The organism is Microbacterium sp. NPDC089696, from assembly GCF_044749125.1.
GTDB lineage: Bacteria > Actinomycetota > Actinomycetes > Actinomycetales > Microbacteriaceae > Microbacterium.
The window spans coordinates 646,917-673,403 of sequence record NZ_JBIVHF010000002.1; the positions used below are offsets into that span (position 1 = coordinate 646,917).

Annotated in this window: 31 protein-coding genes; 21 read left to right on the forward strand and 10 right to left on the reverse strand. The window is 71.4% G+C overall.

Annotation, left to right across the window (positions count from 1 at the left end):
• Position 1: 1 nt before the first annotated feature.
• Together ACIPY8_RS13520 and ACIPY8_RS13525 are read right to left on the reverse strand one after the other, a co-directional pair.
• On the reverse strand, positions 2 to 1,375 hold the full coding sequence (locus tag ACIPY8_RS13520; RefSeq protein ID WP_400819032.1) for a pyridoxal phosphate-dependent decarboxylase family protein: 1,374 nt from the start codon (positions 1,373 to 1,375) through the stop codon (positions 2 to 4).
• 10 nt (positions 1,376 to 1,385) lie between these two features.
• Positions 1,386 to 2,030 carry a TetR/AcrR family transcriptional regulator gene (locus ACIPY8_RS13525; RefSeq protein WP_400819035.1) on the reverse strand — a complete coding sequence of 215 codons (645 nt, stop codon included), beginning with the start codon at positions 2,028 to 2,030 and terminating at the stop codon, positions 1,386 to 1,388.
• Between the two features lie 80 nt (positions 2,031 to 2,110).
• On the opposite strand from ACIPY8_RS13525, the gene ACIPY8_RS13530 reads away from it, so the two are divergent.
• Both ACIPY8_RS13530 and ACIPY8_RS13535 read left to right on the forward strand, forming a co-directional pair.
• Entirely contained in the window at positions 2,111 to 3,154 is a 1,044-nt protein-coding gene (locus ACIPY8_RS13530) for an agmatine/peptidylarginine deiminase (RefSeq protein ID WP_400819038.1), read from the forward strand.
• Positions 3,151 to 4,860: an amidase gene (locus tag ACIPY8_RS13535; protein ID WP_400819040.1), complete on the forward strand. Its 1,710-nt coding sequence runs from the start codon at positions 3,151 to 3,153 to the stop codon at positions 4,858 to 4,860. Before ACIPY8_RS13530 ends, ACIPY8_RS13535 begins: the two co-directional genes overlap by 4 nt.
• A gap of 95 nt (positions 4,861 to 4,955) precedes the next feature.
• On the opposite strand, the gene ACIPY8_RS13540 is transcribed toward ACIPY8_RS13535, so the two are convergent.
• Complete coding sequence (locus ACIPY8_RS13540; protein WP_400819043.1) at positions 4,956 to 6,461, reverse strand: glutamate--cysteine ligase; 1,506 nt, start codon at positions 6,459 to 6,461, stop codon at positions 4,956 to 4,958.
• A gap of 134 nt (positions 6,462 to 6,595) precedes the next feature.
• On the opposite strand from ACIPY8_RS13540, the gene ACIPY8_RS13545 reads away from it, so the two are divergent.
• The 5 genes from ACIPY8_RS13545 to ACIPY8_RS13565 are packed head-to-tail and all read left to right on the forward strand — an operon-like array spanning position 6,596 to position 10,747.
• Complete coding sequence (locus ACIPY8_RS13545; protein ID WP_400819045.1) at positions 6,596 to 6,790, forward strand: hypothetical protein; 195 nt, start codon at positions 6,596 to 6,598, stop codon at positions 6,788 to 6,790.
• 35 nt (positions 6,791 to 6,825) lie between these two features.
• The gene (locus ACIPY8_RS13550) at positions 6,826 to 7,677 is read left to right on the forward strand and encodes a tryptophan 2,3-dioxygenase (RefSeq protein ID WP_400819048.1); all 852 of its coding nucleotides are present in this window, start codon (positions 6,826 to 6,828) and stop codon (positions 7,675 to 7,677) included.
• The gene (locus tag ACIPY8_RS13555; protein WP_400819050.1) at positions 7,677 to 8,642 is read left to right on the forward strand and encodes a hydrolase; all 966 of its coding nucleotides are present in this window, start codon (positions 7,677 to 7,679) and stop codon (positions 8,640 to 8,642) included. Before ACIPY8_RS13550 ends, ACIPY8_RS13555 begins: the two co-directional genes overlap by 1 nt.
• 1 nt (position 8,643) lies before the next feature.
• Positions 8,644 to 9,894 carry a kynureninase gene (locus ACIPY8_RS13560; protein ID WP_400819053.1) on the forward strand — a complete coding sequence of 417 codons (1,251 nt, stop codon included), beginning with the start codon at positions 8,644 to 8,646 and terminating at the stop codon, positions 9,892 to 9,894.
• Positions 9,884 to 10,747: a PaaX family transcriptional regulator C-terminal domain-containing protein gene (locus tag ACIPY8_RS13565; protein WP_400819056.1), complete on the forward strand. Its 864-nt coding sequence runs from the start codon at positions 9,884 to 9,886 to the stop codon at positions 10,745 to 10,747. The genes ACIPY8_RS13560 and ACIPY8_RS13565 overlap by 11 nt, the downstream gene beginning before the upstream one ends.
• Here the strand turns inward: ACIPY8_RS13565 and ACIPY8_RS13570 are convergent.
• The gene (locus ACIPY8_RS13570; RefSeq protein WP_400819058.1) at positions 10,744 to 11,229 is read right to left on the reverse strand and encodes an FBP domain-containing protein; all 486 of its coding nucleotides are present in this window, start codon (positions 11,227 to 11,229) and stop codon (positions 10,744 to 10,746) included. The two genes, ACIPY8_RS13565 and ACIPY8_RS13570, sit on opposite strands and share 4 nt — an antisense overlap.
• A gap of 298 nt (positions 11,230 to 11,527) precedes the next feature.
• Here ACIPY8_RS13570 and ACIPY8_RS13575 point away from each other — a divergent pair, with 298 nt between their 5' ends.
• Complete coding sequence (locus tag ACIPY8_RS13575) at positions 11,528 to 11,875, forward strand: hypothetical protein (RefSeq protein WP_400819060.1); 348 nt, start codon at positions 11,528 to 11,530, stop codon at positions 11,873 to 11,875.
• An 18-nt stretch (positions 11,876 to 11,893) separates the two neighbouring features.
• On the opposite strand, the gene ACIPY8_RS13580 is transcribed toward ACIPY8_RS13575, so the two are convergent.
• Positions 11,894 to 12,088 carry a hypothetical protein gene (locus tag ACIPY8_RS13580; protein ID WP_400819062.1) on the reverse strand — a complete coding sequence of 65 codons (195 nt, stop codon included), beginning with the start codon at positions 12,086 to 12,088 and terminating at the stop codon, positions 11,894 to 11,896.
• On the opposite strand from ACIPY8_RS13580, the gene ACIPY8_RS13585 reads away from it, so the two are divergent.
• Complete coding sequence (locus ACIPY8_RS13585; protein WP_400819065.1) at positions 12,087 to 12,368, forward strand: hypothetical protein; 282 nt, start codon at positions 12,087 to 12,089, stop codon at positions 12,366 to 12,368. The genes ACIPY8_RS13580 and ACIPY8_RS13585 overlap by 2 nt on opposite strands.
• Before the next feature lie 143 nt (positions 12,369 to 12,511).
• Positions 12,512 to 12,718 (forward strand): CsbD family protein, encoded by a 207-nt coding sequence (locus tag ACIPY8_RS13590; protein WP_400819068.1) that lies wholly within the window; start codon positions 12,512 to 12,514, stop codon positions 12,716 to 12,718.
• A 52-nt stretch (positions 12,719 to 12,770) separates the two neighbouring features.
• On the opposite strand, the gene ACIPY8_RS13595 is transcribed toward ACIPY8_RS13590, so the two are convergent.
• Positions 12,771 to 12,935 (reverse strand): hypothetical protein, encoded by a 165-nt coding sequence (locus tag ACIPY8_RS13595; protein WP_200903832.1) that lies wholly within the window; start codon positions 12,933 to 12,935, stop codon positions 12,771 to 12,773.
• Between the two features lie 125 nt (positions 12,936 to 13,060).
• On the opposite strand from ACIPY8_RS13595, the gene ACIPY8_RS13600 reads away from it, so the two are divergent.
• The 8 genes from ACIPY8_RS13600 to ACIPY8_RS13635 all read left to right on the forward strand — a co-directional run bounded on the left by ACIPY8_RS13600 (position 13,061) and on the right by ACIPY8_RS13635 (position 19,590).
• Positions 13,061 to 13,327, forward strand: coding sequence for a Rho termination factor N-terminal domain-containing protein (locus tag ACIPY8_RS13600; protein ID WP_400819072.1), 267 nt, complete (start codon positions 13,061 to 13,063; stop codon positions 13,325 to 13,327).
• Between the two features lie 8 nt (positions 13,328 to 13,335).
• Positions 13,336 to 14,424: a YbdK family carboxylate-amine ligase gene (locus tag ACIPY8_RS13605; protein WP_400819075.1), complete on the forward strand. Its 1,089-nt coding sequence runs from the start codon at positions 13,336 to 13,338 to the stop codon at positions 14,422 to 14,424.
• A gap of 9 nt (positions 14,425 to 14,433) precedes the next feature.
• Entirely contained in the window at positions 14,434 to 15,831 is a 1,398-nt protein-coding gene (locus tag ACIPY8_RS13610; protein WP_400819078.1) for an MFS transporter, read from the forward strand.
• A gap of 104 nt (positions 15,832 to 15,935) precedes the next feature.
• Positions 15,936 to 16,640: a DUF899 domain-containing protein gene (locus ACIPY8_RS13615; protein WP_400819079.1), complete on the forward strand. Its 705-nt coding sequence runs from the start codon at positions 15,936 to 15,938 to the stop codon at positions 16,638 to 16,640.
• Positions 16,627 to 17,481 (forward strand): CPBP family intramembrane glutamic endopeptidase, encoded by an 855-nt coding sequence (locus ACIPY8_RS13620; RefSeq protein WP_400819081.1) that lies wholly within the window; start codon positions 16,627 to 16,629, stop codon positions 17,479 to 17,481. Before ACIPY8_RS13615 ends, ACIPY8_RS13620 begins: the two co-directional genes overlap by 14 nt.
• Positions 17,478 to 18,326 (forward strand): endo alpha-1,4 polygalactosaminidase, encoded by an 849-nt coding sequence (locus ACIPY8_RS13625; protein ID WP_400819084.1) that lies wholly within the window; start codon positions 17,478 to 17,480, stop codon positions 18,324 to 18,326. Before ACIPY8_RS13620 ends, ACIPY8_RS13625 begins: the two co-directional genes overlap by 4 nt.
• A gap of 47 nt (positions 18,327 to 18,373) precedes the next feature.
• On the forward strand, positions 18,374 to 19,039 hold the full coding sequence (locus ACIPY8_RS13630; RefSeq protein WP_400819086.1) for a hypothetical protein: 666 nt from the start codon (positions 18,374 to 18,376) through the stop codon (positions 19,037 to 19,039).
• Positions 19,036 to 19,590: a hypothetical protein gene (locus ACIPY8_RS13635; protein ID WP_400819089.1), complete on the forward strand. Its 555-nt coding sequence runs from the start codon at positions 19,036 to 19,038 to the stop codon at positions 19,588 to 19,590. The genes ACIPY8_RS13630 and ACIPY8_RS13635 overlap by 4 nt, the downstream gene beginning before the upstream one ends.
• A 350-nt stretch (positions 19,591 to 19,940) precedes the next feature.
• On the opposite strand, the gene ACIPY8_RS13640 is transcribed toward ACIPY8_RS13635, so the two are convergent.
• Positions 19,941 to 20,903, reverse strand: coding sequence for a hypothetical protein (locus tag ACIPY8_RS13640; RefSeq protein ID WP_400819092.1), 963 nt, complete (start codon positions 20,901 to 20,903; stop codon positions 19,941 to 19,943).
• 424 nt (positions 20,904 to 21,327) lie between these two features.
• On the opposite strand from ACIPY8_RS13640, the gene ACIPY8_RS13645 reads away from it, so the two are divergent.
• Positions 21,328 to 21,807: a transporter substrate-binding domain-containing protein gene (locus ACIPY8_RS13645; protein ID WP_400819095.1), complete on the forward strand. Its 480-nt coding sequence runs from the start codon at positions 21,328 to 21,330 to the stop codon at positions 21,805 to 21,807.
• Positions 21,804 to 22,787, forward strand: a complete 984-nt coding sequence (locus ACIPY8_RS13650; protein WP_400819097.1) for a cation transporter — start codon at positions 21,804 to 21,806, stop codon at positions 22,785 to 22,787. Before ACIPY8_RS13645 ends, ACIPY8_RS13650 begins: the two co-directional genes overlap by 4 nt.
• 134 nt (positions 22,788 to 22,921) lie before the next feature.
• On the opposite strand, the gene ACIPY8_RS13655 is transcribed toward ACIPY8_RS13650, so the two are convergent.
• Both ACIPY8_RS13655 and ACIPY8_RS13660 read right to left on the reverse strand, forming a co-directional pair.
• On the reverse strand, positions 22,922 to 23,119 hold the full coding sequence (locus tag ACIPY8_RS13655) for a hypothetical protein (protein WP_400819099.1): 198 nt from the start codon (positions 23,117 to 23,119) through the stop codon (positions 22,922 to 22,924).
• A 128-nt stretch (positions 23,120 to 23,247) separates the two neighbouring features.
• Positions 23,248 to 24,582: a cytochrome P450 gene (locus ACIPY8_RS13660; RefSeq protein ID WP_400819101.1), complete on the reverse strand. Its 1,335-nt coding sequence runs from the start codon at positions 24,580 to 24,582 to the stop codon at positions 23,248 to 23,250.
• 174 nt (positions 24,583 to 24,756) lie between these two features.
• Here ACIPY8_RS13660 and ACIPY8_RS13665 point away from each other — a divergent pair, with 174 nt between their 5' ends.
• Positions 24,757 to 25,233, forward strand: coding sequence for an SRPBCC family protein (locus tag ACIPY8_RS13665; protein WP_400819103.1), 477 nt, complete (start codon positions 24,757 to 24,759; stop codon positions 25,231 to 25,233).
• Here ACIPY8_RS13665 and ACIPY8_RS13670 read toward each other — a convergent pair.
• Entirely contained in the window at positions 25,167 to 26,351 is a 1,185-nt protein-coding gene (locus tag ACIPY8_RS13670) for an alcohol dehydrogenase catalytic domain-containing protein (protein ID WP_400819106.1), read from the reverse strand. The two genes, ACIPY8_RS13665 and ACIPY8_RS13670, sit on opposite strands and share 67 nt — an antisense overlap.
• Positions 26,352 to 26,487: the final 136 nt, after the last annotated feature.

A 26,487-nucleotide genomic window follows, 5' to 3' on the forward strand; every position in this document is an offset into this window, starting at 1 on the left:
GCTACTTCATCGTGTCGAGGATGCCGGTGAGCTCCTCGAACGTGGTGAGCGGATTGAGGATCGCGAAGCGCGTGTTCGGTCGTCCGCGGTGCGAGCTCGGCACGACGAAGGCGCGCTGCGAGTCGAGCAGCTCGTCGGACCAGCGGTCGTAGTCCGCCCGCTCCCATCCCTCGCGCTCGAACACCACGACCGAGAGCTGCGGGTCGCGCACGAGACGCAGCTCGGGGCGGGCGGCGATCTCGGCCGCGATGCGCTGCGTGAGCGCCAGGGTCGCGCTGACCGCCTGGCGATAGGCCTCGACGCCGTAGGTCGCGAGCGAGAACCACAGCGGCAGGCCGCGCGGGCGACGCGTCAGCTGGATCGAGTAGTCCGAGGGGCTGTAGTCGCCGGCATCCGTCAGCGTGTCGAGGTACTCGGCGTGCTGCGTGTGGGCACGGCGTCCGGCCTCGGGGTCGCGATAGATCAGGGCGCAGCAGTCGAACGGCGCGAACAGCCACTTGTGCGGGTCGACGATCACGGAGTCGGCGCGCTCGACCCCCGCGAACACGGGTCGCGCCTCGGGCGCGAGCATGGCCGTGAGGCCGTAGGCGCCGTCGATGTGCAGCCAGAAGTCGAACTCGTCCTTCAACGCCGCGATCCCGGCGATGTCGTCGACGATGCCGAAGTTCGTCGATCCCCCGGTGGCCACCACCGCGCAGATCTCGTCGCCGTGCTCCGCGAGCGCCGCGCGCACGGCATCCGCCCGCAGCACGCCGTCGTCGCCGGCGGGGACGAGCAGCACGTCGGCGTCCATGACCTTCGCGGCCGACTTGTTCGAGGAGTGCGCCTCGACGCTGCAGACGATCTTCCAGCGCGCAGGCGGCTCGACGCCGCGCTCGGCCAGCCGTGCCTTCGCGGACTCGCGCGCCGCGACGAGCGCCGACAGGTTGCCGATCGTCCCTCCCTGCACGAACACTCCGCCGGCGGTGTCGGGCAGCCCGAACTCGGCGGCGAGGAACGACAGCACCTCGTTCTCGGCGTGCACGGCCCCCGCGCCCTCGAGCCAACTGCCGCCGTAGAGACCGGAGGCCGAGACGACGAGGTCGAACGCGATCGACGCGATGGTCGGCGCGGTGGGGATGAACGACAGGTACGAGGGGTGGCTGGTGGTGAGGCACGCCGGCGCGAGGATGTGCTCGAACACGCTGAGGGCGCGCTGCGCGCCGAGGCCCGCGTCGGTGATGGTCGTGCCCACGAGCCGGTTCAGCTCGGCCGGCGTCTGCGGCTTGTCGAGCGGGACGTCGGCTGCGAGCATCCGTCGTCGCGAGTAGTCGAGCACGGCGTCGACGATCGCGGTCGACTCGGGTGATGCCGCGTGCATGCGGTCTGCTGCCATGAGCGGGGTCCTAACTCTCGGTCACTGCGACGGAGGCGGGGTGGTCGTCGGCCGGCGCGTCGAGCACGGCGGCCAGGGTGCGGCGGGCGAGGGCCGCGCGGTCGTGCGGCGCCCACCCCACGAGGGAGTGCGCGCTCATGCCGTCGACCATCGCGAGCAGCATCCACGCGGAGGAGGCGGGGTCGACACGGAGGCGCGGGTCTTCGGCGATCGCCCGGGCGATGAGGTCTTCGAGCGCGCTCTGCCATCCGTCCATCTCGGAGCGCACTCGGGCGGCGAGCGTCTCGTTGCGCACGCCGATGGCCCAGGACTGCGCCCACACCATGGCGACGTCGTCGCGCGCGTCGTCGAGCAGGGTCTCGATGAGCCGGAGGAGGTTGGTGCGCAGGTCCAGCGCGGGGTCATAGGAGGCGATGACCTCGTCGCGCTCGGCCGACACGATCGCCGTGAACACCTCGGCGACGAACGCGTCCATGACGGGGCGGTAGTGCGCGACGAGAGCCGGCGTCACCCCGACGCGGGCGGCCACGGCGCGGACGGTCAGCGCCTCGAGTCCGCTCTCGGACGCGAGATCGATGGCGGCATGGACGATCGACCGCTCGCGCTCCTCGGGCGGGAGCCGTCGCGGCGCCGCGGGTCTTGACGTCGTGTTCATCACGGGCTACCGTAGCACCCGTTGATCGCATGTTCAATAGCGTCGATGCGGAGCCGCGTCGACAGCGAGGAGACGAGCACATGGCCTGGCACATGCCCGCCGAGACCGCACCGCACGAGCGCACCTGGATGGCGTTCCCCGCCGAGGGGCCGACGCTCGGCGAGAGCGCGGCCGAGCGCGAGGAGGGCTACGCCACCTGGACCGCCGTGGCCCACGCGGTCGCCGAGTTCGAGCCGGTCACGATGCTCGTCGACCCGTCCGAGCGCGACCGTGCGCGTCGGATGCTCGGGTCCGGCGTCGAGATCGTCGAGGCGCCGGTCGACGAGTTCTGGATGCGCGACTCCGGTCCCACGTTCGTGGTCGACGACGACCGGCCGGGCGTGCTCGGCGCGGTCGATTGGATCTTCAACGGCTGGGGCGCCCCCGCCTGGGCGCAGTGGCGCAAGGCCGCCGAGCACGCGCGACTGATCGCCGGCGTCGTGGGAGCCGAGCTCGTCAGCTCGACGTTGGTGAACGAAGGGGGCGGCATCCACGTCGACGGCGAGGGCACCGTGCTGCTCACCGACACGGTGCAGCTCGACCCCCGCCGGAACCCCTACGCCGACCGGCAGCGCGTCGAGGCGGAGATGGCGCGCACGATCGGCGCCACGAAGGCCGTGTGGCTGCCGCGCGGCCTGACCCGCGACTACGACGAGTTCGGCACGAACGGTCACGTCGACATCGTCGCGACACTCGTCTCGCCCGGACGCCTCCTCCTGCACGAGCAGCGCGACCCCGACCACCCCGACCACGAGGTCACCCGCGACCTGCGTGCGCACCTGTCGGAGCAGACGGATGCCGCGGGTCGACGGTTCGAGATCGTCGACCTCCCGGCTCCCGCGACGCTGCGCGACGACGAGGGCTTCGTGGACTGGAGCTACGTCAACCACCTCGTGACGAACGACGGCGTGGTCGCGTGCGGCTTCGGCGACGCCCAGGCCGACGCCACAGCCCGCGCGATCCTGTCCGACGTGTATCCGGGGCGCCGCGTCGTCACGGTCGACGCCCGGCCGCTGTTCGACCGCGGCGGCGGCATCCACTGCATCACGCAGCAGCAGCCTCGGATCTCCGGTGCGAGCTCGTGAACGTCCACGAAGCCTCCATCGCCGACCTGCGCCGCGCGCTCGAGAGCGGCGCCGTGACGGCCGTCGACCTCGTCGAGGCGTACCTCGCCCGCATCGCGGCGTTCGACGCCCCCGGCACGGCGACCGCGCTCAACGCCGTGGTGGTCGCGAACCCCGAGGCGCGCGCCGAGGCCGAGGCCTCCGACGCCCGGCGGGCTCGTGGCGAGACGCGCGGGCCGCTCGACGGCATCCCCTACACCGCGAAGGACAGCTACCTCGTTCGGGGCCTCACCGCGGCATCCGGCAGCCCCGCGTTCGCGGACCTGGTGGCCCAGCACGACGCGTTCACGATCGAGCGACTCCGCGCGGGCGGGGCGATCTGCCTCGGCCTCACCAACATGCCGCCGATGGCGAACGGCGGCATGCAGCGCGGCGTCTACGGTCGCGCCGAGAGCCCGTACAACGGCGACTTCCTCACCGCGCCGTTCGCCTCGGGTTCCTCGAACGGCTCCGGCACGGCGACTGCGGCGAGCTTCGCGGCGTTCGGGCTCGGCGAGGAGACCTGGTCGAGCGGCCGCGGCCCTGCGACGAACAACGCCCTGTGCACGTACACGCCCTCACGCGGCGTGATCTCCACGCGCGGCAACTGGCCCCTCGTCCCGACCATGGACGTCGTGGTGCCGCACGCCCGCTCCATGGCCGATCTGCTCGAGGTGCTCGACGTGATCGTGGCCGACGACGCCGAGACCCGCGGTGACTTCTGGCGGGCCCAGCCGTGGGTGGAGATCCCGGCGCCGTCGACTGTGCGGCCGGAGTCGTACCGCGAGCTCGCGGTCGGCGCCGAGGCCCTGCGGGGCGCCCGCATCGGCATCCCGCGGATGTACATCGACGCCGATCCGGATGCCGGCACCGCGGCCTCCCCCGGCATCGGCGGACCGACGGGGCAGCGCATCGAGACCCGCGCGTCCGTGCTCGCACGCTGGGAGGCCGCCCGCCGCGACCTCGAGGCGGCGGGCGCGACGGTCGTCGAGGTCGACTTCCCCGTGGTGTCGAACTACGAGGGCGACCGCCCCGGATCCCCCACCATCGCGACGCGCGGCCTCGTGTCGCCCGAGTACCTCCGCCGCGAGATCGTCGACCTGTCGGCGTGGGGCTGGGAGGACTTCCTGCAGGCGAACGGCGATCCGCGACTGTCGACGCTCGCGGACGTCGACGGGGCGACGATCTTCCCGCATCCGGCGGGGGCGCTGCCCGACCGGTACACCGGGTTCGACGACGACATCGCCGAGTACCCCGACTGGGTGCGCAGGAACCCGGGGGTCCGGATCGCCGACATGCCGGAGCTTCCCGACGGTCTGCGCGGACTGGAGGAGACGCGCCGCGTCGACCTCGAGCAGTGGATGGACGACCTGGGGCTCGACGCCGTCGTGTTTCCCGCGGTCGCCGATGTGGGCCCGGCCGACATGGACGTGAACGAGGCGTCGGCCGACCTCGGCTGGCGCAACGGGACGTGGATCGCGAACGGCAACCTCACGGTGCGCCACCTCGGCATCCCGACGGTCACGGTGCCGATGGGGCTCATGGCCGACATCGGGATGCCGATCGGTCTGACGTTCGCGGGCCGCGCCTACGACGACACGAGGCTGCTGCGGCTCGCGGCCGCGTTCGAGGCGTCCGGCGCCCCGGGCGAGCGTCGCACTCCCCCGCCGCGAACGCCCGCGCTGTAACGGGACCGCGTTTCGTCACTTCGGCTCGCTGCGCTCGCTCAGTACGGCGCTCGTCGCTGCGCTCCTCGCTCGACGACCGGCAGGTTCCACCCGGGTCAGTGCGTCCAGGTGTGCACGGGCTCGCCGGCCTGCATCCGCCCGAGATAGTCGGCGAGCATCCCGTGCAGGGCCGCGGACCGCGACGCGCCTGACCGCTCGCGAGCCGCCACGTTCTCCCGCTGCCAGACGGCACCGTTGCGGCCGGTGACGCACCGCTGTTCGATGATGCCGAGATACCGATCGCGCACCTCCGGGTCGACGCCGAAGGCATCCAGCCCCTCGGCCGCGGACGGAAGGAGCCGCCGCAGCACGAGCTCTCGCGCACTGATCCCGCCGACCTCCGGCCAGTACAGCCGCGAGTCGAGGCCGCCGCGTGCGGCCGCGTGCAGGTTCTCGCCTGCGGCGTCGAACGTCATCTGCGTCCAGATCGGCCGATCGGCCTCCGCCATGCTGCGGACGAGGCCGTAGTAGAACGCGGCATCCGCCATCACGTCGACGACGCTCGGACCTCCGGGCAGCACGCGGTTCTCGAGGCGCAGGTGCGCTGTTCCGTCGCCGGCATCGTAGATCGGACGGTTCCAGCGGTAGACCGTGCCGTTGTGCATGCGCAGCTCGGACAGCTCGGGGGCGCGTCCCTCGGCGAGCGCCTCGAAGGGATCCTCGTCCGAGCACACGGGCAGCAGCGCGGGGAAGTAGGTCGAGTTCTCCTCGAAGAGGTCGAAGATCGACGTCACCCAGCGCTCGCCGAACCAGACGCGCGGACGCACGCCCTGGTTCTTGAGCTCCTGCGGACGGACGTCGGTGGCCTGCTCGAACATCGGGATCCGCGTCTCGTGCCACAGCGCCTTGCCGGCGAAGAACGGCGAGTTCGCCGCGAGCGCCACCTGCGGTCCGGCGATCGCCTGCGCCGCGTTCCAGTACGACGCGAACGAGTCCGGCGCGACCTGCAGGTGCAACTGCACCGAGGTGCAGGCGGCCTCGGGCAGGATGGTGTCGCACACCATCGCGAGCCGCTCATCGGGGCGGTCGTCGCCCAGCGCGACCCCGTCGATCTGCAACTCGATGTCCTCGCCGCGCGCTGCGAGGATCTGCTGACCCAGCAGGCTGTAGCGCGGGTCGGCCGAGAACCAGCGCTCCGTGAAGTGCGTCTCGTCGAGCGTCGGGAGCATCCCGATCATCGCCAGGCCGCTGCCCGCAGAGCGCGCCCGGTCGTCGGCGACGTCGAGGGCGCCGCGCAGAACGCCCTCGAGCTCCCGGAGGTGGCCGCCTCCGATCGGCCGCGGGGCCACGTTGACCTCGACGTTGAAGCGCGCCAGCTCCGTCTGGAAGGCCGGAGAGGCGATCGCCTCGAGCACCGCCTCGTTGCTCCGGCTCGGTGCGCCCTGTTCATCGACGAGATTCAGCTCGATCTCCATCCCGAGCTGCGAGTCGGGCGCGTCCACGTCGGCGAACCGCCCGTCGGCCAGCATCGACGCCAGGGCGTCGAGGCATCGCTCGACCTTCGCGCGGAACTGCGTGCGGTCCTCGCGCGTGAACGTCCGCGCCTCGATGCTGTCACCCATGCTCCGACGGTATCCACCGGACGCCCCTCCGTCGAGGAAGGACACCCGTATCCCGGGACGGTCTACGCTGACCACATGGACGAGCTCACGCGCACCCGCGACCGCCGTCGTCTCGGCGCGGAGGGGGGACCCGGATGCTGATGTTCTCCATCGTGTGGACAGTCGCCTTCTGGGTCCTCGTGCTCGTCCTGCTCCTCCTCGCGGGGGCGCTCGTCATCTGGACCACGGTGGCCGTGGTCCTCGGCGTGGTCGAGACACGGAGGGAGCGCCGCGGACGATCCGACGCGGAGTCCGCGCCTCCGGCGGATCCCCTCGCCATATTTCACTAGTGTGACGCTCGCCACGAAAGTGATACATTCGGGGCATGAGCACCGAGAACGAGCGCGCACTCGAAGAGGGCATCGTCACCGACCTGTCCGGCCGCATGACCTACGGGTCGTACCTGTCGCTCGACCAGCTGCTCACGGCGCAGAACCCGGTCAGCGTGCCCGAGCACCACGACGAGCTGCTGTTCATCATCCAGCACCAGACCACCGAGCTGTGGCTCAAGCAGCTGCTGCACGAGCTGTCGTCGGCGCGTGAGCTGCTGGCCCGCGACGACCTGCGTGAGGCTCTCAAGCGCATCGCGCGCATCAAGCGCATCCAGGACGTCATCACGCAGCAGTGGTCGGTGCTCGCGACGCTGACCCCCACCGAGTACGCGCAGTTCCGCGGCGCGCTCGGCAACTCCTCGGGCTTCCAGTCCGTGCAGTACCGTGCGGTGGAGTTCGCGCTCGGCAACAAGAACGAGAAGATGCTCGGCGTCTTCTCGGATCACCCCGCCAACCGCGCTCTGCTCGAGGCCGAGTGGGAGAAGCCGACGCTGTACGACGAGTTCCTGCGCTTCGCCGCCCGCCGCGGCCTGCCGGTGCCCGCCGAGATCCTCGACCGCGACGTGCGGCTCCCTTATCGCGAGACGCCGGAACTCGTGCCGGCGATCCGCGAGATCTACCAGGATCCGGGCACGCACTGGGACCTCTACGAGGCCTGCGAGGACCTCGTCGACCTCGAGGACAACTTCCAGTTCTGGCGCTTCCGCCACCTCAAGACCGTCGCGCGCACGATCGGCATGAAGGTCGGCACGGGCGGATCCAGCGGCGTCGGCTTCCTGCAGCGTGCGCTCGATCTCACGTTCTTCCCCGAGCTGTACACGGTGCGCACGGAGATCGGCGGCTGATGCGCACAGCGATCTTCTTCGACGGGGAGGGATGGCGCGAGGGCGCCGTCGCGCTCGACGACGGCGGACGGATGCTGCTGCGCGACGAGCCCGACCCCGCGGACCTGCCCCGTCTCGACGGAGTGATCGTCGGCGGGTTCACGGACCACCATGTGCACCTGCAGCTCGTCGAGCACGAACTGCTCGCGGCGTCGCGCCTCGGCCGCGTCGTCGATCTCGGCGGGAACCCGGGGGTGCTGTCGGTTCTGGCCGAGGGCGCGCCGGCCACCCGCATCGAGTACGCCGGCGCCTTCCTCACGCCGACCGGCGGCTACCCCTCCGACCGCGAGTGGGCTCCGGCCGGTTCGGTCCGTGAGATCGAGAACGACGCGTCGAGCATGGCGCACGCCGCGACCGCCGTGGCCGAGATGGCGGAGGCGGGCGCCTCCTGCATCAAGGTCGCGAGCAACCGCACGGCCGGCCCGGTGTTCGACGACATCGTGCTGCGGGCGATCGTCGAGGCGGCGAGCGCCGTCGGCCTGCCGGTCGTCGCGCACGCGGAGGGCCGGGGCGAAGCGCAGCGGGTCGCCCGGCTCGGGGTCGCGACGCTCGCGCACGCGCCCTTCACCGAGCGGCTCGACGACGACGAGATCGCCGAGCAGGCGGCATCCGTCTCCTGGATCTCGACGCTCGCGATCCACGGAGGGGCCGACCTGCACGTGGCCCTCGACAACGTCCGCCGCTTCCAGGCCGCGGGCGGCCGGGTGCTCTACGGCACCGACATGGGCAACGGCCCGACCCCCGTCGACCTGAACGCCCTCGAGATCGCCGCACTCCGCGATGCCGGACTCGACGCCCCCGCGCTGCTGCGCGCTCTCGCGCCCGGCGACCCCCGAGACCCTGCATCGGTGCTGCTGCTCCTGCCGCACCGCGACGCCGACCCGACCCGCGCCCGCCGCCTCACCGCGGCCGATCTGGAGAACTGACATGACCGCCCACGACACCCGCGCCGCCGCGGAGACCCTCCTCGAGCTCGCCGCCGCGCTCGACGCCTCCGATCCGCTCGGCGCGCACCTCGACGCGTTCGCGCCCGCCGGGGGCGTCACGGCGTACCTCGACGGCAACTCGCTCGGCCGCCCGCTGCGAGACGTCCCCGAGCGACTCGCGGCCTTCGCACAGGACGACTGGGGCACGCGGCTCATCCGCTCCTGGGACGAGCAGTGGATGGCGCTGCCGATGGAGCTCGGCGACCGCATCGGCGCTCTCTCCCTGGGCGCGGCCGCGGGACAGACCGTCGTCGCCGATTCCACGAGCGTGCTCATCTACAAGCTCCTGCGCGCCGCACTCGCGCACGACCCCTCGCGCACCGAGCTCGTGATGGAGGCCGGGAACTTCCCCACCGACCGCTTCCTCGCGGAGGGCGTCGCCGCCGAGACGGGGGCGACGATCCGCTGGATCGAGCCCGACCCGGTGCTCGGCGTGCAGATCGCCGACGTCGAGGCCGTGCTGTCCGAGCGCACGGCGGTCGTGTCGCTGAGCCACGTCGACTACCGCTCCGGCGCTCTCGCCGACATGCGGGGCATCACGGCGACGACGCACGACGCGGGCGCGCTCATGATGTGGGACCTGTGCCACTCGGCGGGCGTCGTGCCGATGCAGCTCGACGAGTGGGGCGTCGACCTCGCGGTGGGGTGCACCTACAAGTACCTGAACGGCGGGCCGGGCTCCCCCGCGTTCGCGTACCTGCGCCGCTCGCTGCAGGGCGTGCTGCGCCAGCCCATCCAGGGGTGGTGGAGCGCCGCCGACATCTTCGCGATGGGACCCGAGTACGTCCCCGCCGGAGACATCCGGCAGCTCCTCAGCGGCACGCCGCCGGTGACGTCCATGCTGGCGATGCAGGGGATGCTCGACCTCATCGAGCAGGCCACGATCGAGGCCGTGCGCGCCAAGTCGGAGGCGCTCACCGACCTCGCGGTGCGCGCCCACGACGAGCTCCTCGCCCCGCTGGGCGTGCGGCTGCTCAGCCCGCGGGATGCCGAGCGGCGCGGCGGCCACGTGACGATCGGACATCCGGAGTTCCGCGCCGTGACGCAGCGACTCTGGGAGGACGGCGTCATCCCGGACTTCCGCTTCCCCGACGGCATCCGCCTCGGCCTCTCGCCGCTCAGCACCTCGTTCGTCGAGACCGTGACGGGTGTGATCGCCGTGCGCGATGCCCTGGAGTCGAGTGGACGCTGAGAGTCGCAGGGGGTCCCCGCCGGACGTCGCCGCCGGGCGGACGGCGGTGCTCGACGACATCGACGCCCGCCCCGGCAGCACGGCCTCGCTGCTGCGCACCCTGATCGGGCTCTACCTGCGCCCGCTCGGCGGCTGGGTGTCGACCGCGCACCTCGTGACCCTGGCGGGCGACCTCGGCATCCCGGCGGCGGCGGCCCGCACGAGCATCGCTCGCCTCAAGCAGAAGGGACTCCTGCTCGCGGAGCGGCGGGGCGCGGCGGGCTACCGCCTGAACCCGGACGCCGTGCCGATGCTCGAGCGCGGCGACCGGCGACTCTTCGCGATGCGCGAGATGACGGATGCCGAGGGCTGGTGCCTCGTATCGTTCTCGATCCCGGAGAGCGCCCGCAGCGTGCGGCATCAGCTGCGACGGCGCCTGCAGTGGATCGGCGCCGGCACGGTGTCGGCCGCGCTGTGGATCTGCCCCGGGCACCTGCAGAGCGAGGTCGAGGAGGTCGTCGACGACCTGGGCGCGCGACGCTGGGTGACGTTGTTCCGCGATGCGCTGCCGGTCCTCGGCGGCACCGCCGCCGACGCCGCCGCCGGGTGGTGGGACCTGGCGGCGCTGCGCGACGAGCACCTCGCGTTCCAGCGCTCCCTGGAGGCGCTGCCCGCCGACCCGTTCGCGGCCTACGTGCGGCTGTTCGACGCCTGGCGCGTGCTGCCCTACGTGGATCCGGGCCTGCCCCCGGCGATGCTGCCGGACGACTGGCCCGGCCGACGCAGCGTCGGCGAGTTCGCGCGGCGCTCCGCGGAACTCGCCGACGCGGCGTCCGCGCACGTGCGCGTCGTGGTCGGACAGAAGGTCGACTAGCCCGCGACCGCGGCGACGAACGCCTGCACGTGCTCCTGCAGAGTGAGGATGCGCACGTCCCTGGCGTACTCGCGGTCGTAGCCCTGGTACGCGAGCGGCGGCAGGATCCGGACGTTCTTCGAGCATCCGAACTCGGCGCACACGAGCGTGCCGATCGTGTCGCCCTTGCGTCCGGCCGGGCCGGCCTTGCGCGCGACGAACAGCTGCACGTCGTTGCGGAGCGTCACGTCCTCGCACCACGAGCACTGCGCTCGGGCGATCACGCGCTGCTCGGCGCGCTGCAGGATCACGCCGGTCGCGACGTCGTCGATCCAGACCACGACGTAGGCGCGGCGCGGCATCTTCGGGTCGGTCCAGCCGAGGTAATCGAGCTTGTCGAAGTCGATCTCGTCGAATCCGGGAGGGAGGTGCAGGTCGGAGACCTCCTTGCGGGAGGCGTTGAGGAAGGAGGCGCGCAGGACGCGCTCGTCGAGGGGACGCATGAGTGTGTGCTTTCGAACGGGCCGCGGTGGATGCGGCGGGATGTCAGGAGAAGGGCCCGACGGGATGCCGGGTACGACGTGGCACCGGGGACGGGATGTTCCGCCTCCGGCCGATCGTCAGCCTCTGCCCGCGGCGCTGATCGCGCCTGCGGCTCCGTTCCGCGCCCGCTCCGGGGCGCTCATCGATGACAGCACCCGGCGAGTCTACGCCCGTTTGTGTCGTCTCGTGTCGGCCCGGATTCCCTCCCGTCGACGACCGACCTACTCTTGCCGGACACCTCGATCCGAAGGAGCACCCGTGTCCACGCCGCAGAACCGCCTCTCACCCGCGACGGTGCGTGAGGTCTCGGCGTGCATGTGCGACCACGGCGACGTCTGCTCCTCGTTCGCGCCGGGACACGCGCTGCATCTCATCCAGGCGCGGCTCGCGTCGGCGACGCCCTCGGACTGGACCGACGCCGTCGTCGAGCACGCGGATGCCGCGAACGGACGCCTCGTCGTGCGCACGCTCGACGGTGAGACGCACGACCTGTGGAACCGCGCGGGCGCCGCGCTCGAGGCTCCCGTCGGCACCCCGGTGGCGCTGCACGGACGCTACGGCGTCCTCGCCGTCGGGCGCACACGGTTCAACGTCGCGCGGGTCTAGAGATTCAGCCGCAGGGATTCAGGCGGGCATCATCATGGCCTTGACGGCCATGCAGGCGTCCATGCACGCCTGACATGCCTGCGCGCACATCCGGCACACCTCGCTGTGGGCAGCGTGCTCCATGCACTCGTCCATGCAGGTCTGGCACATCGCGATGCACGCGTCGAGCATCGCCATCATCGACGCCGGCGTCATGCCCTGCATCCGCATCATGCCGCGCATCATGGTGTTGCACATGTCGGCGCAGTTCATGCAGGCGGGCGAGCAGTCCATCATCTGCGTCGAGCACACGGTGCACGCCTGCTCGCAGGCCGAGCACGCGTCCATGCAGGCCTGCAGGACGGACATGTCCATCGCGGCCATGTCCATCATCGACGCGTCCGGCTTCGAGGACATGTTCGTCCGCCAGACGTCCATCATCATCGAGTCCATCGCGCACCGCTTCCGTCGTCGGCCTGAGCCGGAGTGTGAGCGGGCAGGTCCACCCGCCTGAGGCCAGGGTAGCCGGGGATCCCCCGGGCGTCGACGGGGAGTCCGGCTGTCACGGAGACGGCCGGTTGTCAATCCCGTAGGCCGCTTCGCGCGCCCGTGCGAGGGTGGTGGTCCCGTTGATCGGACGATGAAAGGACACGCATCATGAGTGCAGGCGACAACATCAAGAACAGCGCCGAGAAGCTGACCGGGAAGGTCAAGGAAGGCGTCGGCAAGGTCACCGACAACGAGCGTCTGGAGGCGGAGGGCAAGGCGGATCAGGCCAAGGCCTCGGCCAAGCAGGCCGGCGAGAACGTCAAGGACGCCGCGAAGAACGTGGGCGACGGTCTGAAGGACGGCTTCCGCGAGTGAGATGACGAAGAGGGGGTCCGCCGAAGCGGACCCCCTCTCCTTCTCGATCGGGTCAGCGCGTACGGTTCCCCGAGATCGATCGGATGAGCCACGCGATCACGGCGACCGCCAGCAGGACGAGTCCGACCCACAGCAGGAACTGCAGCGACTGGACGAGTCCACCGGTGATCGCCAGGATGATGGCGACGACGATGATGATGATCAGAAGGATGTTCATCGGTCTTTCCCTTCCTTTCGGGGCGCGGTGGCGCCCCTCTTGATTTCACAACGTAGTGCCGCCGACACCATCTCTCCGAGGGGCTTGACGCGGGGTGTCCGAACGTGAGTAGAGGAGCAGGAGACATGCCAGGACGCAGGAACAACTCGCTCAAGGATCCGGAGCTGTACGAGGAGCTCCGCGACGACGGCGCCTCGAAGGAGAAGGCCGCGCGGATCTCGAACGCCGCCGCTCGCGACGGTCGCAGCACCGTGGGCCGCCGCGGCGGCGAGCACGGCGACTACGAGGACTGGACCGTGCCCGAGCTGCGGAAGCGCGCGAAGGAGATCGGCCTGACCGGGTACAGCGGCAAGCGCAAGGCCGAGCTCATCTCCGCGCTCAGGAACCACTAGGCGTCCGCATGACACGGTTCGGCGTCGAGGAGGAGTTCGTCCTCGTCGACGGCGAGACCCTGGTGCCGCTCGCCCTGGACGGGGACGCCCGGGAGCGACTGGTCGGCGCCCACCACGGCGGGACGATCTCGCCCGAGTATCTGACGAGCCAGATCGAGACCGCGACCGCTCCCCTCTCGACGATCGCCGAGGCGTCGGAGCAGCTCCGCGGCCTCCGCTCGACGCTCGCGCGCCATGTCTCCGGGCGGGGTGCCATCGCCGCCGCCACCGGGACGCCCTTCCTCGCCTCCCCGCACCCGGAGATCCTGTCGCTGCCGCACTACGACGCGGTCGCGGACATCCTGGGGGAGATCAGCCGAGGTCACGAAGTCAACGGACTGCACGTGCACGTCGAGATGCCGTCGGACGAGGAGCGCGTGCGGGCGCTCGACCGGGCTCGCGCCTGGATGCCGGTGCTGCTCGCGCTGACCGGGAACTCGCCGTTCGCACGCGGCCGGTCCACCGGCTTCGCGAGCTGGCGGTCGGTCGTGATCCGTCGTCTCCCGACGGCGTGGACGCCGCCGCACGTCTACGACCACTCCGACTATCGGGCGCGGGTCGACGCGCTGCTCGCGCTCGGCGGCATCACGGAGGAGTCCTCGCTCGGATGGACGATCCGTCTCTCGGCGCGGTTCCCGACCGTGGAGGTGCGCGTGTGCGACGCGCAGCTCGACGTGGACGACACCCTGCTCGTCGCCGCGCTCTGCCGCGCGATCCTCACGAGCGAGGACCTCGACGGCGGACCGGAGATCGGCGTCGACGCGGTCGACGCGTCGCTGTGGACGGCGGCGCGCTACGGCATGTCCGCGCGCGTCGTCGACCCCACGACCGGAGACGCCGCCCCCGCCGAGGTCGTGGCCGGGCGGATGCTGTCGCGCCTCGTCACGGCGCTGGACGAACAGGACGACACCGACTTCGTGACGACGCAGCTCGCCCGGATCCGTCGCGACGGCAGCGGCGCGCACCGTCAGCGCCGCGCCGTCGAGCGCCTCGGAGTCGCCGGTCTGCGCGATCTCTATCGCTCCACGACCGCCCCGCACCCCTCCCGGCCGCAGTAGTGTCGGCGTGTGGCAACCTCTCGCTTCGCACCGCTCCAGCGGCTGGTGATCTCGGTCGCGGTGCTCGCGTCGTTCGTGACCTTCCTCGACGGGACCGTGGTCACCGTCGCGCTGCCCGCGATCAGTCGTGAGCTCGGCGGTGGGATCACGACGCAGCAGTGGGTCGTGGACGCGTACCTCATCACGCTCAGCGCCCTGATCCTGCTCGCGGGCTCGCTGTCCGACGCCTACGGGCGCGTGCTGGTGATGCGCGTGGGGCTGATCGCGTTCGGCGTCGCCTCCGTCGCGGTCGCCGCAGCACCGGACCCGCTCGTGCTCATCATCGCCCGCGCGGCCCAGGGGGCCGCCGGAGCCCTGCTCGTGCCGAGTTCGCTCGCCCTGATCACGGCCACCATGCGCTCCGACGTGCAGTCGCGGGCGATCGGCGTGTGGACGGCGTTCACGACCGGCGCGCAGCTGGTCGGCCCATTGCTCGGCGGCCTGTTCGTCGACTTCCTGTCGTGGCGCTTCGTGTTCCTCATCAACGTCCTGCCGATCGGGGTCACGCTGTTCCTCCTCGCCCGCCTGAAGCTCAACGAGAGGCCGAGCGGGGTCCGGGTCGACTGGATCAGCGGCATCCTGTGCGCCGTGGGGCTCGGGGCCGTGGTGTTCGCGCTGATCGAGCAGCCGAACCTCGGATGGTCCTCCCCCGCGATCTGGCTGCCGGGAATCGTCGGCGCCGGCCTGTTCGCCTGGTTCCTCGTGCGTCAGCAGCGCTCCTCGACACCGCTCATGCCGATGTCGCTGTTCCGCGTGCGGGACTTCGCGTGGGGCAACCTCGCGACGCTCTTCGTGTACGCCGCGCTGTCGCTCAACGGCTTCGTGGTGGGGGTCTACCTGCAGCAGGGCGCGGGCCTGAGCGCGACGGCCGCGGGTCTCGCGAGCCTGCCGATGACGATCCTCATGATCCTCGTGAGCTCGCGCGCCGGTTCCTGGGCAGGACGCTACGGGCCGCGCATCTTCATGACGGTGGGTCCCCTCGTGATGGCGGCGGGCGCGGTGATGCTGCTGCTCGTGGCGGAGGACTTCGACTACTGGTGGCAGGTGCTCCCGGCCATGATCGTGATGGGTCTCGGCCTGTCGTTGACGGTCGCCCCGCTCACCTCGGCGATCCTCGGGGCGATCGACGAGTCGCGCTCGGGCATCGCCTCCGCCGTGAACAACGCCGTCTCGCGCGTCGCGGGTCTGCTCGTCGTCGCGATGCTGTCGACCATCATCGGCGGCACGCTGGACCTCGCCGGCTTCCACAGCGCGGCCTGGGTCACGGCGTCCCTCCTGGTGCTCGGCGGCGTGGTGTCGTGGATCGGCATCCGCCGCAACCCCGCGGAGGAGCAGGCGGCCGAGGTCGCCGCGGTCCCCGAGAGCTGACGCCGCCGGATCGGATGCACGGGCGTTGACCGTGTCGCCGGCCGGGCGCAGACTGAGGGGCAGCGCCGCGCAGAGCTCGGCGCCCGAGCATCCGGAGGTCCACCGTGAGCACGACCCAGACTCCTCTCCCGCCGGTCGTCGACGCCGACGCGTGGCGCCGCGAACTCGACGCCCTGCGTGTGCGCGAGAAGGCGGCCACCCGCGAGCTCGACGCCATCGCCGCGCAGCGCCGTCGGCTGCCGATGGTCGAGCTGCCCGAGTACACGCTCGTGGGCGCCGAGGGGCCGGTGACCCTCGCAGACGTGTTCGACGGGCACGCGCAGCTCATCGTCTACAACCACATGTGGTCCGACGGCAACGAGTGGCAGTGCCCCGGGTGCACGGGCTTCACCTCCCAGTTCACGCGCCTCGACGTGATCGAGCGCTACTACGACGCGCGCTTCGTGATCGTCACGAACGGCCCGATCGACGAGGCGCTCGCCTACCGCGCGAAGGTCGGCAACACCATGGCCTGGTACTCGAGCGCCGACAGCACCTTCGGGTCGGACATGGATGCCGGGCCCGGGGAGGGCTTCGGAGTCAACGTGTTCCTGCGCGACGGCGACACCGTCTACCGCACCTGGCACACGAACGGCCGCGGCACCGAACGGCTCAGCTACCTGCAGGGGCTCGTCGACCTCCTGCCCTACGGACGTCAGGAGGCGTGGGAGGACTCGCCCGCGGGATGGCCTCAGCACCCGACTTATGCACAGGGAATGGGGTCGAAGGAGGTCGCCGAACTGTACGGTGATGTCCATGACCATGCCTGACTCGCACTCCGCCACGCCCTGGCTGCGGTTCTGGAACCGGGGCGGATGGTGGAAAGCCGTCCTCGTCGCCGCCGTCTACATGGCCCTGTACCTCGGGGCGTCCCAGCTCATCGGCATCCTGTTCGCAGGACGGTTCGACGTGAGCGACCAGTTCGGCAGTCCGCAGACCGTGGCGATCACGCTGCTGCTGCCGATCGCCGTGGGCGCGCTCATCCTCCTCGCGTTCGCCGCCTCCCTGAAGTGGCTCCCCGAGCTCTTCGGCCGACAGCCGGTGAAGGGCAAGGGGTGGATGTGGATCGCCCCGGTCCTGGTGCTCCTCGCCGCCGTCCTGCGCGTCGCGGGGACCGACTGGAGCCGGTACGCGGTGAGCGTGATCCTGCTGACGTTCCTCTCCGGTCTGTTCATCGGCCTCGCGGAGGAGCTCCTCACGCGCGGTCTGGCGGTGAACCTGCTGCGCCGCGGCGGCTACTCGGAGCGCTGGGTCATGGTGCTGTCGTCGCTGCTCTTCGCGCTGCTGCACTCCTCGAACCTCCTCGGCGGGCAGCCCCTCCTGACCGTGCTGTTCACTATGGCGTTCACGTTCCTGTTCGGGGTCGCGATGTACCTCACCCTGCGCGTCACCGGCAGCCTGATCTGGCCGATCCTCCTGCACGCGATCACCGATCCCACGACGTTCCTCGCGACGGGCGGGATCGACGTGGCCGGGGATGCGCCCTCGCCGCTCCTCACGTTCGCCGGACTGTCGGTCTACGTCTACCTGATCCTCACGATCATCGCGCTGTTCCTCGTGAAGGACCGCGTCGAGCGCCGACGCGACCTCACGACGCTGCCTACGTCGTGAGACGCCTCACGACGGCCGCGGTCGCAACCGCCCTGGTCGTGGCACTCGCAGGCTGCGCTGTTCCGGCGGAGGAGGACGCGCGAGGGGATGCGGGTCCTCCGGCGGCGTCCTCCCCGACCGGTGTCGCGCTGTGGCCGGACGGCGCCGTCCCCGACTACCAGCTGGGCGGTGCGTACGACCCCGCCGACGGCGTGGGCGTCGTCGGCCGGGACCGCTCGGACGAGCCCGCCGAGGGCGTCTACTCGATCTGCTACGTCAACGGGTTTCAGACCCAACCCGGCGAATTCGACGTCTGGCCCGAGGATCTGCTGCTGCAGGGCGACGACGGTCCCGTGTTCGACCCCGACTGGCCCGATGAGGCACTGCTCGACACGTCGACCTCCGCGCAGCGCGACCGCATCGCCGCGATCGTCGGCCCGTGGATCGAGGGCTGCGCCGACGCGGGCTTCCAGGCCGTGGAGTTCGACAACCTCGACACGTACTCCCGGTCGGACGACGCGCTGTCGCTCGACGACAACCTCGCGCTGGCCACCGAGCTCGTCGGGATCGCCCATGACGCCGGACTCGCCGCCGGGCAGAAGAACGCCGCCGAGGACGCGGTCGCACTGCACGAGAGAGCCGGCTTCGACTTCGCGGTGGTCGAGGAGTGCGCGGTGTACAGCGAGTGCGGCGCCTACACCGACGTGTACGGCGACCACGTCATCGACATCGAGTACACCGACGAGCTCCCCCGTCCGTTCGACGAGGTGTGCGCGGACCCGGAGACGCCGCGCTCGGTCGTGCTGCGCGACCGGCAGCTGCTCACGGCCGACACCGACGGACACGTGTTCGAGACGTGCGCCTGAGGCGACCGGCTCGCACGATCGGCCCCCGCTCTGGATAGGCTGACCCCGTGACCGGTTCGGGGGGACGCAGTGCGGCGGCGCGCGCCGTCGTGGCACGCTGGGGACGCTCGTTCGCCGAGGTCCCCCGGTGGATCTGGTTCGCGGCGGGCGCGGTCGCGGTCGTCCTCGTCGTGGTCGGTCTCGTCGGCGGCTACGCGACCGCGCGCACGACGCACGCCGAGGTCGGGGCCGGCGACGAGGTGCGCACGTCGGCGTACGCGATCGCCGTCGTCGATGCGGAGTTCACGGATGCCGTGGAGTCGGAGTTCCTCAGCGCCGACGCCGGCGAGAGCCTGCTCGTGCTGACGACGCGCATGGAGAACCTCTCGGATGAGGCGGTCGGCGTCGCGACGACCGCGGACCGCACACGCGCCGGCTTCGTCAACACCGACCGGCCGCTGCTCGAGCTCGTCGGCGTGACGCCGCTCGAGGTCGTGTCGGTCTGGCGCGACGACGGGTCGTCCGGCCAGGTGGTGCTGCAGCCGGGCGTGCCGAGCGAGGTGACGTTCGCGTTCACGGTGCCCGACGACGCCTACGTCGATCGCGACGTCGCGATCGACGTGCACGAGGTCGAGGTGCGCCGCGGCGCCGTCATCCTGTCGTCGCGCGTCGTGACCTGGCGTCCGGCCGAGCTCGTCGCGCGCATCGTCGTCCCCGCGGAGCGAGCACCGTGAGGCGCGCGCTCCCCTGGCTCCTCGGCGCGGTCCTCGTGGTCGTCGCCGGCGCGATCGTGACCGTGACGCCCACGGACGACGACGTCACGGCCCCGTTCTCGGTGCGCGGGGCGCCCGGCGACGCCGTGCAGTCGCGCACCATCGTCGCCACCGTGACCGACGCCGCGTTCGCCGACGAGGTCGAGGATCCGGGCGGCTGGAGCGCCGGGGGCAACTGGCTGCTGGTGACCGTCGCCGCCTCCGCGCACGGCACCGAGGTGGATGCGACGATCCAGCTCGCGACGCTCGCGGTCGACGGCAGGGTCTTCCTGGCGAGCGAGCGCCCCGGGGCGTCGTTGCGCGGGACCGCGCTGCGCGTGGGCATCGACACGGTCGGCGTGCTCGCGTTCGAGCTGCCCCCGGATGTGACGACGGGCACGGCCGAGCTGCGCCTCACGACCTCGTACCTCACGGCGGAGCTCGACGACCTCGTCGTCGTCCCGATCGTGCTCGACGGCCTCGACCGCACGCCCCACGCCGACATCCCCCGGTCCGAGGCGGGTGCACCGTGACGTGGTGGAGGAGGCAGCGCAGGGCGCTCATCGCCCTCGCCGTGGCGGCGATCGCCGTGGTCGGCACGTACGTCTGGCTCGACGTCGTCCCCTCGATCCGGCCCGCTGACCGCGTCATCGAGGCCGAGGACGCCGCGGACGTGTCGGGGCAGACGCTGACCGTCGGGCCCGCCGAATGGGGCGAGTTCGAGTCCCCGGACGGCACCCGCACGCTCAGTATCCGTCTGCGCGCGAGCGGCGGGCCGGACGCCGGAGCCTGCGGGACGGCCACCCTGACCGAGGCCGCCACCTCACGGACCTGGGTGAGCTCACGGAGCGGCGTCGACGTGCCGTCCGGTCAGGGTGAGACCTCATGCATCGCGGAGCCCTCGTCGTACCGCATCCTGTTGGTCTTCCTGCTCCCCGAGGACGCCGACGGTCCCTTCGTGCTCGACATCGAGGGACGCGACTCCGACGTCGCGAGGTTCGTCGTCGAGCCCTGACGGGCGGGTGTCGAGCCCGGCCTGCGGGCGTGCGAGCACACTGTCGTACGCGGTCGCCACGATCGCCACGCGCAGCGGTTCCGCGATCGCGGCGACGGCCACGAGGACGAGCGGATAGACCCCCGCCCAGAACGACTCCTCGTGTCCGCCGATCAGTTGGAGCACGCCCCGGGTGCCGGACTGCTCGCCCCAGGACCACACGGCGTACGCGAGCGCGTAGGTCCCGAAGAGCAGCGGGCCGCCGCGCCAGATCACAGCGACCGCGGCCCACAGGCCCTCCAGCCGCAGGACGATCGTCCGCGCGACGCTGACGACGGCGCCGCGCGTCGCGCCGCCGCCCCAGCGCGCGAACGAGGGCGTCGAGTCGAACGTCGTGCCGAACACGACGCCCGCGACGGTGAGCCACGCCGCGGGCACGATCACCGCGGCGATCACGACGCCGACGATCCCCGTGCCCACCTCCCACACCACCGCGACCGGGGCGAGGTTCACCGCGAACCAGTCGCCGAACGCCTGCAGCCCGCCGACCACCTCGCGCCGGGCGACCCAGTCGAGGACGCCGTTCCACCACCGGGCGACGAGGGTGAAGAGCATGAACGTCCACAGCACCTCGGCGTACACGGCCAGCACCACGGTCCAGCGGGGCAGTCGGGCCGAGAGCCGGATGAACACGAGGCGCGCGGCGAGGGCGATCACGAGCACCGTGACCGGCAGGACCCCGACGGCGATCAGACCGCCGCGGTCACCGACCTGGTCGAGCTGGTAGCCCGAGTCGGCGAGGGCGATCGCGCTCGCGACGCGGAAGAAGTCGATCTGGTCGGCGTCGAGCATCCCCCAGGCGGTGTAGAACGCGAAGAACGGCAGAATCGCGGCCAGGGTCGCCGACGCGAACTCCCGCGGCCCCCGGCGTCGTCGCGCCGGCTGTGGGGCAGCGTCGGGCGCACGGTCAGGTACATCGCCACGTACGACACCAGCCGCGATGCGACCGCGAGCGGCAGGAGGAGCAGGCCTCCGAGGGTCGTGTGGCCGCCCACGAACCCCGCGAGCTCGATCAGCAGCCGGTGCAGAGCCTCGCCGCCCAGATACCAGGCCATCAGCGCGGGCCAGTGCCGCGCGAGGATGCGCCCGAACGTGCGGAGGGCCGATGCCATGTGCCCTACCGTAGCGGGCGCCGAGGTCGGCTCCCTGCTAGCCCTCGCCGCCTCGCCCGTCAACTGCATTGTGATGCGCCCCTCCGCGGCAGGAGCATCACGCTATGAGAACGACGCGCTCCCTCCTGGCGGCGGCGGCGACCCTGGCACTCGCCGGCGGTCTCGCCGGATGCGGCCTCGCCGTCCCGTCCGACCCCGACGGCACGCTGGAGCGAGTGACCGGCGGCGAGCTCCGGGTCGGCTGGTCCGCCGACCCCGGCCTCATCGCCGCCGATGACGACGGCGAGCCCACCGGAAGCCTCCCCGACCTGGTCGACGGCTTCGCCGACGGCATCGACGCCGACGTCGAGTGGACCGAGGCCTCGGAGGAGACCCTCGTGGGGATGCTGGAACGCGACGACCTCGACCTGATCGCCGGCGGCATGACCGACGCGACGCTGTGGGTCGACAAGGCGGGGATGACGCGCGGATTCCCGGGCATCGACGGTGCGGACGGGCGTTCGATCGTGTTGTTCGTGCCTCTCGGGGAGAACGCGTTCCTCAGCGCGCTCGAACGCTATCTCGACCAGGAGGTCGGCTCGTGAGTCCTGTCGAGCGCATCGGACGCACCGAACTGCCGGAGGAGCAGCAGAAGGCGCTGCGCTCGGCCGTGAAGTGGGAGTGGTTCACGATCGCGTACACGTCTGTCACGATCGCGGTGATCGCGCTCGTGGTCGGCAACTCCCAGGCCATGCGGACCGCGTGGATCGAGGACATGCTGTCCCTCATCCCGCAGATCGCCTTCCTCACGGCGCTGATCTTCGTCCGCCGGCGGCCCAGCGTGAAGCATCCCTACGGACTGCATCGGGCGATGGGCGTCGGCCATCTGGTCGCGGGCGTCGCGCTGCTCGCGGTCGGCCTCAACCTCGCCCGCGAATCGGTCGTCGGGCTCGTCACGGCCGAGCATCCGACCATCGGCACGGTCGTGCTGTTCGGGCAGACGATCTGGCTCGGCTGGCTCATGGTCGCGGTCATGGCCGTCGTCATCGTGGGTCCCGTCTTCTTCTACGGGCCGGCGAAGTCGAAGCTCGCCCCCGTGCTGCACAACAAGCTCCTGTACGCGGACGCCGACATGGCGAAGGCCGACTGGCAGACCACGGTCGCGTCGATCGTCGGCGTGCTCGGCGTCGGAGTCGGCCTGTGGTGGCTCGACGGCGCCGCCGCGCTCTTCATCTCGCTCGGCATCATCTGGGACGGCGTCAAGAACACCAAGACCGCCGTGATCGACCTCATGGACCAGCGCGCCCGCACGTACGACAGCGCCGCACCGCACCCGCTCGCCGGCGACGTCCTGTCGACGATCCGCTCGCGTCCGTGGGTGAAGGAGGCGTCGGTGCGGATGCGGGACCAGGGGCAGGTGTTCCACATCGAGGCGTTCGTCGTGCCGCATCGGGGCAAGGTCGCCCTCGCGGACATCACCGACCTCGAGGAGCGCATCACCGACCTCGACTGGAAGGTGCAGGAGATCGTGATCGTGCCGACCCGGTCGCTGCCGGAGGGGACGGACCGGTCGGGGCGGGGCTGACGCCGTCCGTCGACCCGGTGCCGGACGCGAGCGACGCCCACCGCACGCGGAAGGGGGAAACCGAGCGGCGGGCGCCGTGGGCCGGCCGCGAGAGTGCGACCGGCGGTCTCTGCGCCTCGATCAGGCGAGATGGTTCAGGGGTGGTCGTGGTCGTCCCCGCCGTCCTCGTCGCGGTGGCGGCGCTGATCGGGGTGGTCGTGGTCGTCCCCGCCGTCCTCGTTCGGGACGCCGGCGGCGTCGGGATCGTTGGCGACGGGATCGTCTGAGACCTGCCTCGGCACGAGCTCCTCGGGGATCAGCGGCGTCTCGTCCGCGGGTCCGGTGTCCGACATGGTGGCTCCCTTCGTCGGTGGCTGGTCGGGTTCGGTCGGCGGTGCGGCGTTCCCCGGGCTGAGGGACCAGCATCCCCGCGATCGCGTCGGGAGGCAGGCCCCTTGACAATGCGGATCCGGCGAGCCGCTCAGTGGAACGGGCACCGACCTGACGCCGTCGCCGAGCGCACCCGCCCGCCGGACCGCGGCTGGGTGGGGAGGCGTCGGCGGTCGACGTCGAGCCCCTCGCCGAGGAGGCGCAGATCGGAGTGACTGAGCGCCGCGATCGCGGCGGCGAGCCCGGCGATCGCGAGCTTCTCCCCGGGGCAGCGGTGCCCCGTCGCGACACCGGCGCCGCCGTGCGGGACGAACGCGGCGAGCGCCTCGTAGTCGTCGCCGACGTCGCGGAACCGCTCGGGGTCGAAGCGGTCGGGGCGCGACCACGCCCGCCGGTCGGTGTCGGTCCCGAGGAGATCCAGCACGACCCGTCCGCCGGCCTCGACGTGCTGTCCGTCGATCTCGATATCGGCGATCGCCCATCCCGGCAGCATCGGCACGAACGGCGACGTGCGGCGGACCTCCTGCGCGAACATCACCGCGAGCGGGCCGCCCACGAGCATCCCGCGCTCGTCCGCCTCGGCGGCGATCCGCTCCCGCCACTCGGGTCGATCGTGCAGCTGCTTCGCCGCGAACGCGACGAAGCGCGCCACCGCGATCATCGGACGGATGCTGTTCTGCAGCTCGACCCCCGCGACCCGGGCCGGCAGCAGTTCGCCGTGCTCGTCACGATGATGCGCCCACTGCTCGAGGGCGGTGCCGGCGTCGGCGCGCAGAGCGCCGTGACGCACGGCCTCGATGAGTCGGATGGAGTGCCGATCCGACCACCAGCGGTTCGCGAGCGCCGCGAGGTAGACGGGCGAGTACGGGGATCCGAACCCGTCGACGATCTGCGCGAGGCGCGCCGCCCACCGGGTCTTCGCCGCGCCGGAGCCCGGCAGGCCGGCCCAGCGCATGATCGCCCGCCCGAACACCCCGACCGCGGCGTCGTATGCGGTGCGGGTGCCGCCGTCGAGCCACGCCCGCTGCTCGAGACGCCACTCGCGCTCGAGCAGGGGCAGGAGACGCTCGACCTGCGCGTCCTCATACGCGACGTCCACGAAGGTCGCCTTGCGATGCCGGTGCGCCTCACCGTCGAGGCTGTGCACGGAGCCATGGCCGAACAGGCTCTCCTGCACGATCGCGGGCATGGCCCCGTGCCGGGCGATGCGCTCGGGGTCGTAGAAGAGCTCGACGCCCTCGACGCCGCGCACGAACACGGCCTCGTCGCCGAGCAGCCGCATCGGTGCGGAGCGGGCTCCCGGCGCCACGCGTCTCCAGATGCGGGGGCCGAAGCCGTAGCCGCGGGTCAGGAGGGAGGGAGCGTCGTCGTGAGCGAGTGCACCGAGGCGACGGACGGCTCGGCCGGGGAGATCGAGGAGTGCCATGCCGCGAGGCTCTCAGGCGGTGCCGTGGCGTTCCAGGGGGAGGCGCGCACGGGCGCGGTGTGCTAGCGGGGCTGCCGCGCCGTTCTCTGAGCGTCGTCGACGCGCGCGTCAAGCCCCTTGGGCGCGGCCTCCGTCTGCGCCGAGCATGCACGGGACCGATGAGAGGTGGATGACATGGCGAAGAACGTTCGCACCCTGGACTGTCGGCCCGAGGACGTGTTCGCAGTACTCGGCGACGGCTGGCTATATCCGGGATGGGTGGTCGGAGCGTCGCGCATGCGCGACGTCGACGAGACCTGGCCGCGTCCGGGCGCCGAGCTGCACCACTCCGTGGGAGTCTGGCCCGCGCTGCTCGACGACACGACGGTCGTGGAGGACTGGGATCCGCCGCGGCGGATGGTGATGCGCGCGAAGGGGTGGCCGATCGGCGAGGCGCGGGTCACGATCCGGGTGCGGTCGTACGGCAGCGGATGCATGGTGCGCATCGACGAGGAACCGGTGAACGGTCCGGCGACGCTGCTGCCCGGTCTCGTGACCACTCCCCTGCTGCGGTGGCGGAATGCCGAGACGCTGCACCGGCTCGGCTATCTCGCGGAGGGGCGGAGCACCACCTTGATGCAGCCGTCGTCCTTGCGCTGGAAGGTCTCGTAGAGCTCCGGCGCATCCTCGAGCGGTGCGTCGTGCGTCATGAGGTCCATGACGCCCAGAGGGTCGCTGAGATCCTCGACGAGCGGCATCAGGTCGTCGATCCACCGCTTCACGTTGCACTGGCCCATGCGCAGACTGAGCTGCTTGTCGAACATGGTCTTCATGGGCATGAGGTCGGCGTCGCCCGCGTACACGCCGCTGAGCGACACCGTGCCGCCGCGGCGGGCGACGTCGATCGACGCATGCAGGGCGGCGAGTCGGTCGATTCCGGCCTTGTCCATCATCTTCTGGGCCAGCGCATCGGGCAGCAGCCCCACGGCCTTCTGCACGACGCCGACCCCCGGATTGCCGTGCGCCTCCATGCCCACCGCGTCGACGACGGCATCCGCTCCCCTCCCCTCGGTGAGATCACGCAGCTCGCTGACGACGTCGTCGGAGAGGTCGAACGTCTCCACGCCGTGCCGGGCAGCCATCTCGCGACGCTCCGCGACCGGATCGACCGCCAGGACGCGGTAGCCGCGATGCAGGCCGATCCGCGAGACGAACTGGCCGACGGGTCCGAGACCCATCACCGCGAGAGTGCCGCCGTCGGGGACGTTCGCGTACTCGACGCCCTGCCAGGCCGTCGGGAGGATGTCGCTGAGGAACAGGTAGCGCTCGTCGGGCAGGTCGGACGCGACCTTGATGTGGTTGTAGTCGGCCAGCGGGACCCGGAGGTACTCCGCCTGCCCGCCCGGCACCTGTCCGTAGAGCTTCGTGTAGCCGAACAGGGTCGCGCCGCTGCCGTACTCGCGCACCTGGGTCGTCTCGCATTGCGACTGCAGGCCCTGACGGCAGAAGAAGCAGTGTCCGCACGAGATCGTGAACGGGACGACGACACGGTCGCCGACCGCGAGGTTCGCGACCTCGCCGCCCACCTCGACGACCACGCCCATCGGCTCGTGTCCGAGGATGTCGCCGCGATCGAGGAACGGCCCGAGGAGCTCGTACAGGTGCAGGTCGGATCCGCAGATCGCCGAGGACGTGACCCGGATGATCGCATCGGTCGGATGCTGGATCACCGGATCGGGCACCTCCTCGACCGTCACGGTGCGCGTGCCCTGCCAGGTGAGTGCCTTCATGATGGGTTCTCCTCGTGTGCGTCTCGTATGGGTGAATGCGTGTCGTGTCGTCGCGTATGGCGGGACAGCCAGACTCCGAGGCGATGCGTGCGCAGGACAGAGGGTTGACAGAGCGGATGCCGTGGGAGACGCGCGC

Coding starts and splice junctions, on each gene's coding strand:
- ACIPY8_RS13580 (WP_400819062.1), bottom strand. CDS start 12,088: ATGATGCGGATGCAGGGCATGACGCCGGCGTCGATGATGGCGATGCTC.
- ACIPY8_RS13590 (WP_400819068.1), top strand. CDS start 12,512: ATGAGTGCAGGCGACAACATCAAGAACAGCGCCGAGAAGCTGACCGGG.
- ACIPY8_RS13570 (WP_400819058.1), bottom strand. CDS start 11,229: ATGCGTCCCCTCGACGAGCGCGTCCTGCGCGCCTCCTTCCTCAACGCC.
- ACIPY8_RS13655 (WP_400819099.1), bottom strand. CDS start 23,119: ATGTCGGACACCGGACCCGCGGACGAGACGCCGCTGATCCCCGAGGAG.
- ACIPY8_RS13540 (WP_400819043.1), bottom strand. CDS start 6,461: ATGGGTGACAGCATCGAGGCGCGGACGTTCACGCGCGAGGACCGCACG.
- ACIPY8_RS13645 (WP_400819095.1), top strand. CDS start 21,328: ATGAGAACGACGCGCTCCCTCCTGGCGGCGGCGGCGACCCTGGCACTC.
- ACIPY8_RS13545 (WP_400819045.1), top strand. CDS start 6,596: ATGCTGATGTTCTCCATCGTGTGGACAGTCGCCTTCTGGGTCCTCGTG.
- ACIPY8_RS13605 (WP_400819075.1), top strand. CDS start 13,336: ATGACACGGTTCGGCGTCGAGGAGGAGTTCGTCCTCGTCGACGGCGAG.
- ACIPY8_RS13640 (WP_400819092.1), bottom strand. CDS start 20,903: ATGCTCGACGCCGACCAGATCGACTTCTTCCGCGTCGCGAGCGCGATC.
- ACIPY8_RS13660 (WP_400819101.1), bottom strand. CDS start 24,582: ATGGCACTCCTCGATCTCCCCGGCCGAGCCGTCCGTCGCCTCGGTGCA.
- ACIPY8_RS13525 (WP_400819035.1), bottom strand. CDS start 2,030: ATGAACACGACGTCAAGACCCGCGGCGCCGCGACGGCTCCCGCCCGAG.
- ACIPY8_RS13670 (WP_400819106.1), bottom strand. CDS start 26,351: ATGAAGGCACTCACCTGGCAGGGCACGCGCACCGTGACGGTCGAGGAG.
- ACIPY8_RS13600 (WP_400819072.1), top strand. CDS start 13,061: ATGCCAGGACGCAGGAACAACTCGCTCAAGGATCCGGAGCTGTACGAG.
- ACIPY8_RS13560 (WP_400819053.1), top strand. CDS start 8,644: ATGACCGCCCACGACACCCGCGCCGCCGCGGAGACCCTCCTCGAGCTC.
- ACIPY8_RS13550 (WP_400819048.1), top strand. CDS start 6,826: ATGAGCACCGAGAACGAGCGCGCACTCGAAGAGGGCATCGTCACCGAC.
- ACIPY8_RS13620 (WP_400819081.1), top strand. CDS start 16,627: ATGACCATGCCTGACTCGCACTCCGCCACGCCCTGGCTGCGGTTCTGG.
- ACIPY8_RS13595 (WP_200903832.1), bottom strand. CDS start 12,935: ATGAACATCCTTCTGATCATCATCATCGTCGTCGCCATCATCCTGGCG.
- ACIPY8_RS13555 (WP_400819050.1), top strand. CDS start 7,677: ATGCGCACAGCGATCTTCTTCGACGGGGAGGGATGGCGCGAGGGCGCC.
- ACIPY8_RS13585 (WP_400819065.1), top strand. CDS start 12,087: ATGCCGCGCATCATGGTGTTGCACATGTCGGCGCAGTTCATGCAGGCG.
- ACIPY8_RS13530 (WP_400819038.1), top strand. CDS start 2,111: ATGGCCTGGCACATGCCCGCCGAGACCGCACCGCACGAGCGCACCTGG.
- ACIPY8_RS13520 (WP_400819032.1), bottom strand. CDS start 1,375: ATGGCAGCAGACCGCATGCACGCGGCATCACCCGAGTCGACCGCGATC.
- ACIPY8_RS13665 (WP_400819103.1), top strand. CDS start 24,757: ATGGCGAAGAACGTTCGCACCCTGGACTGTCGGCCCGAGGACGTGTTC.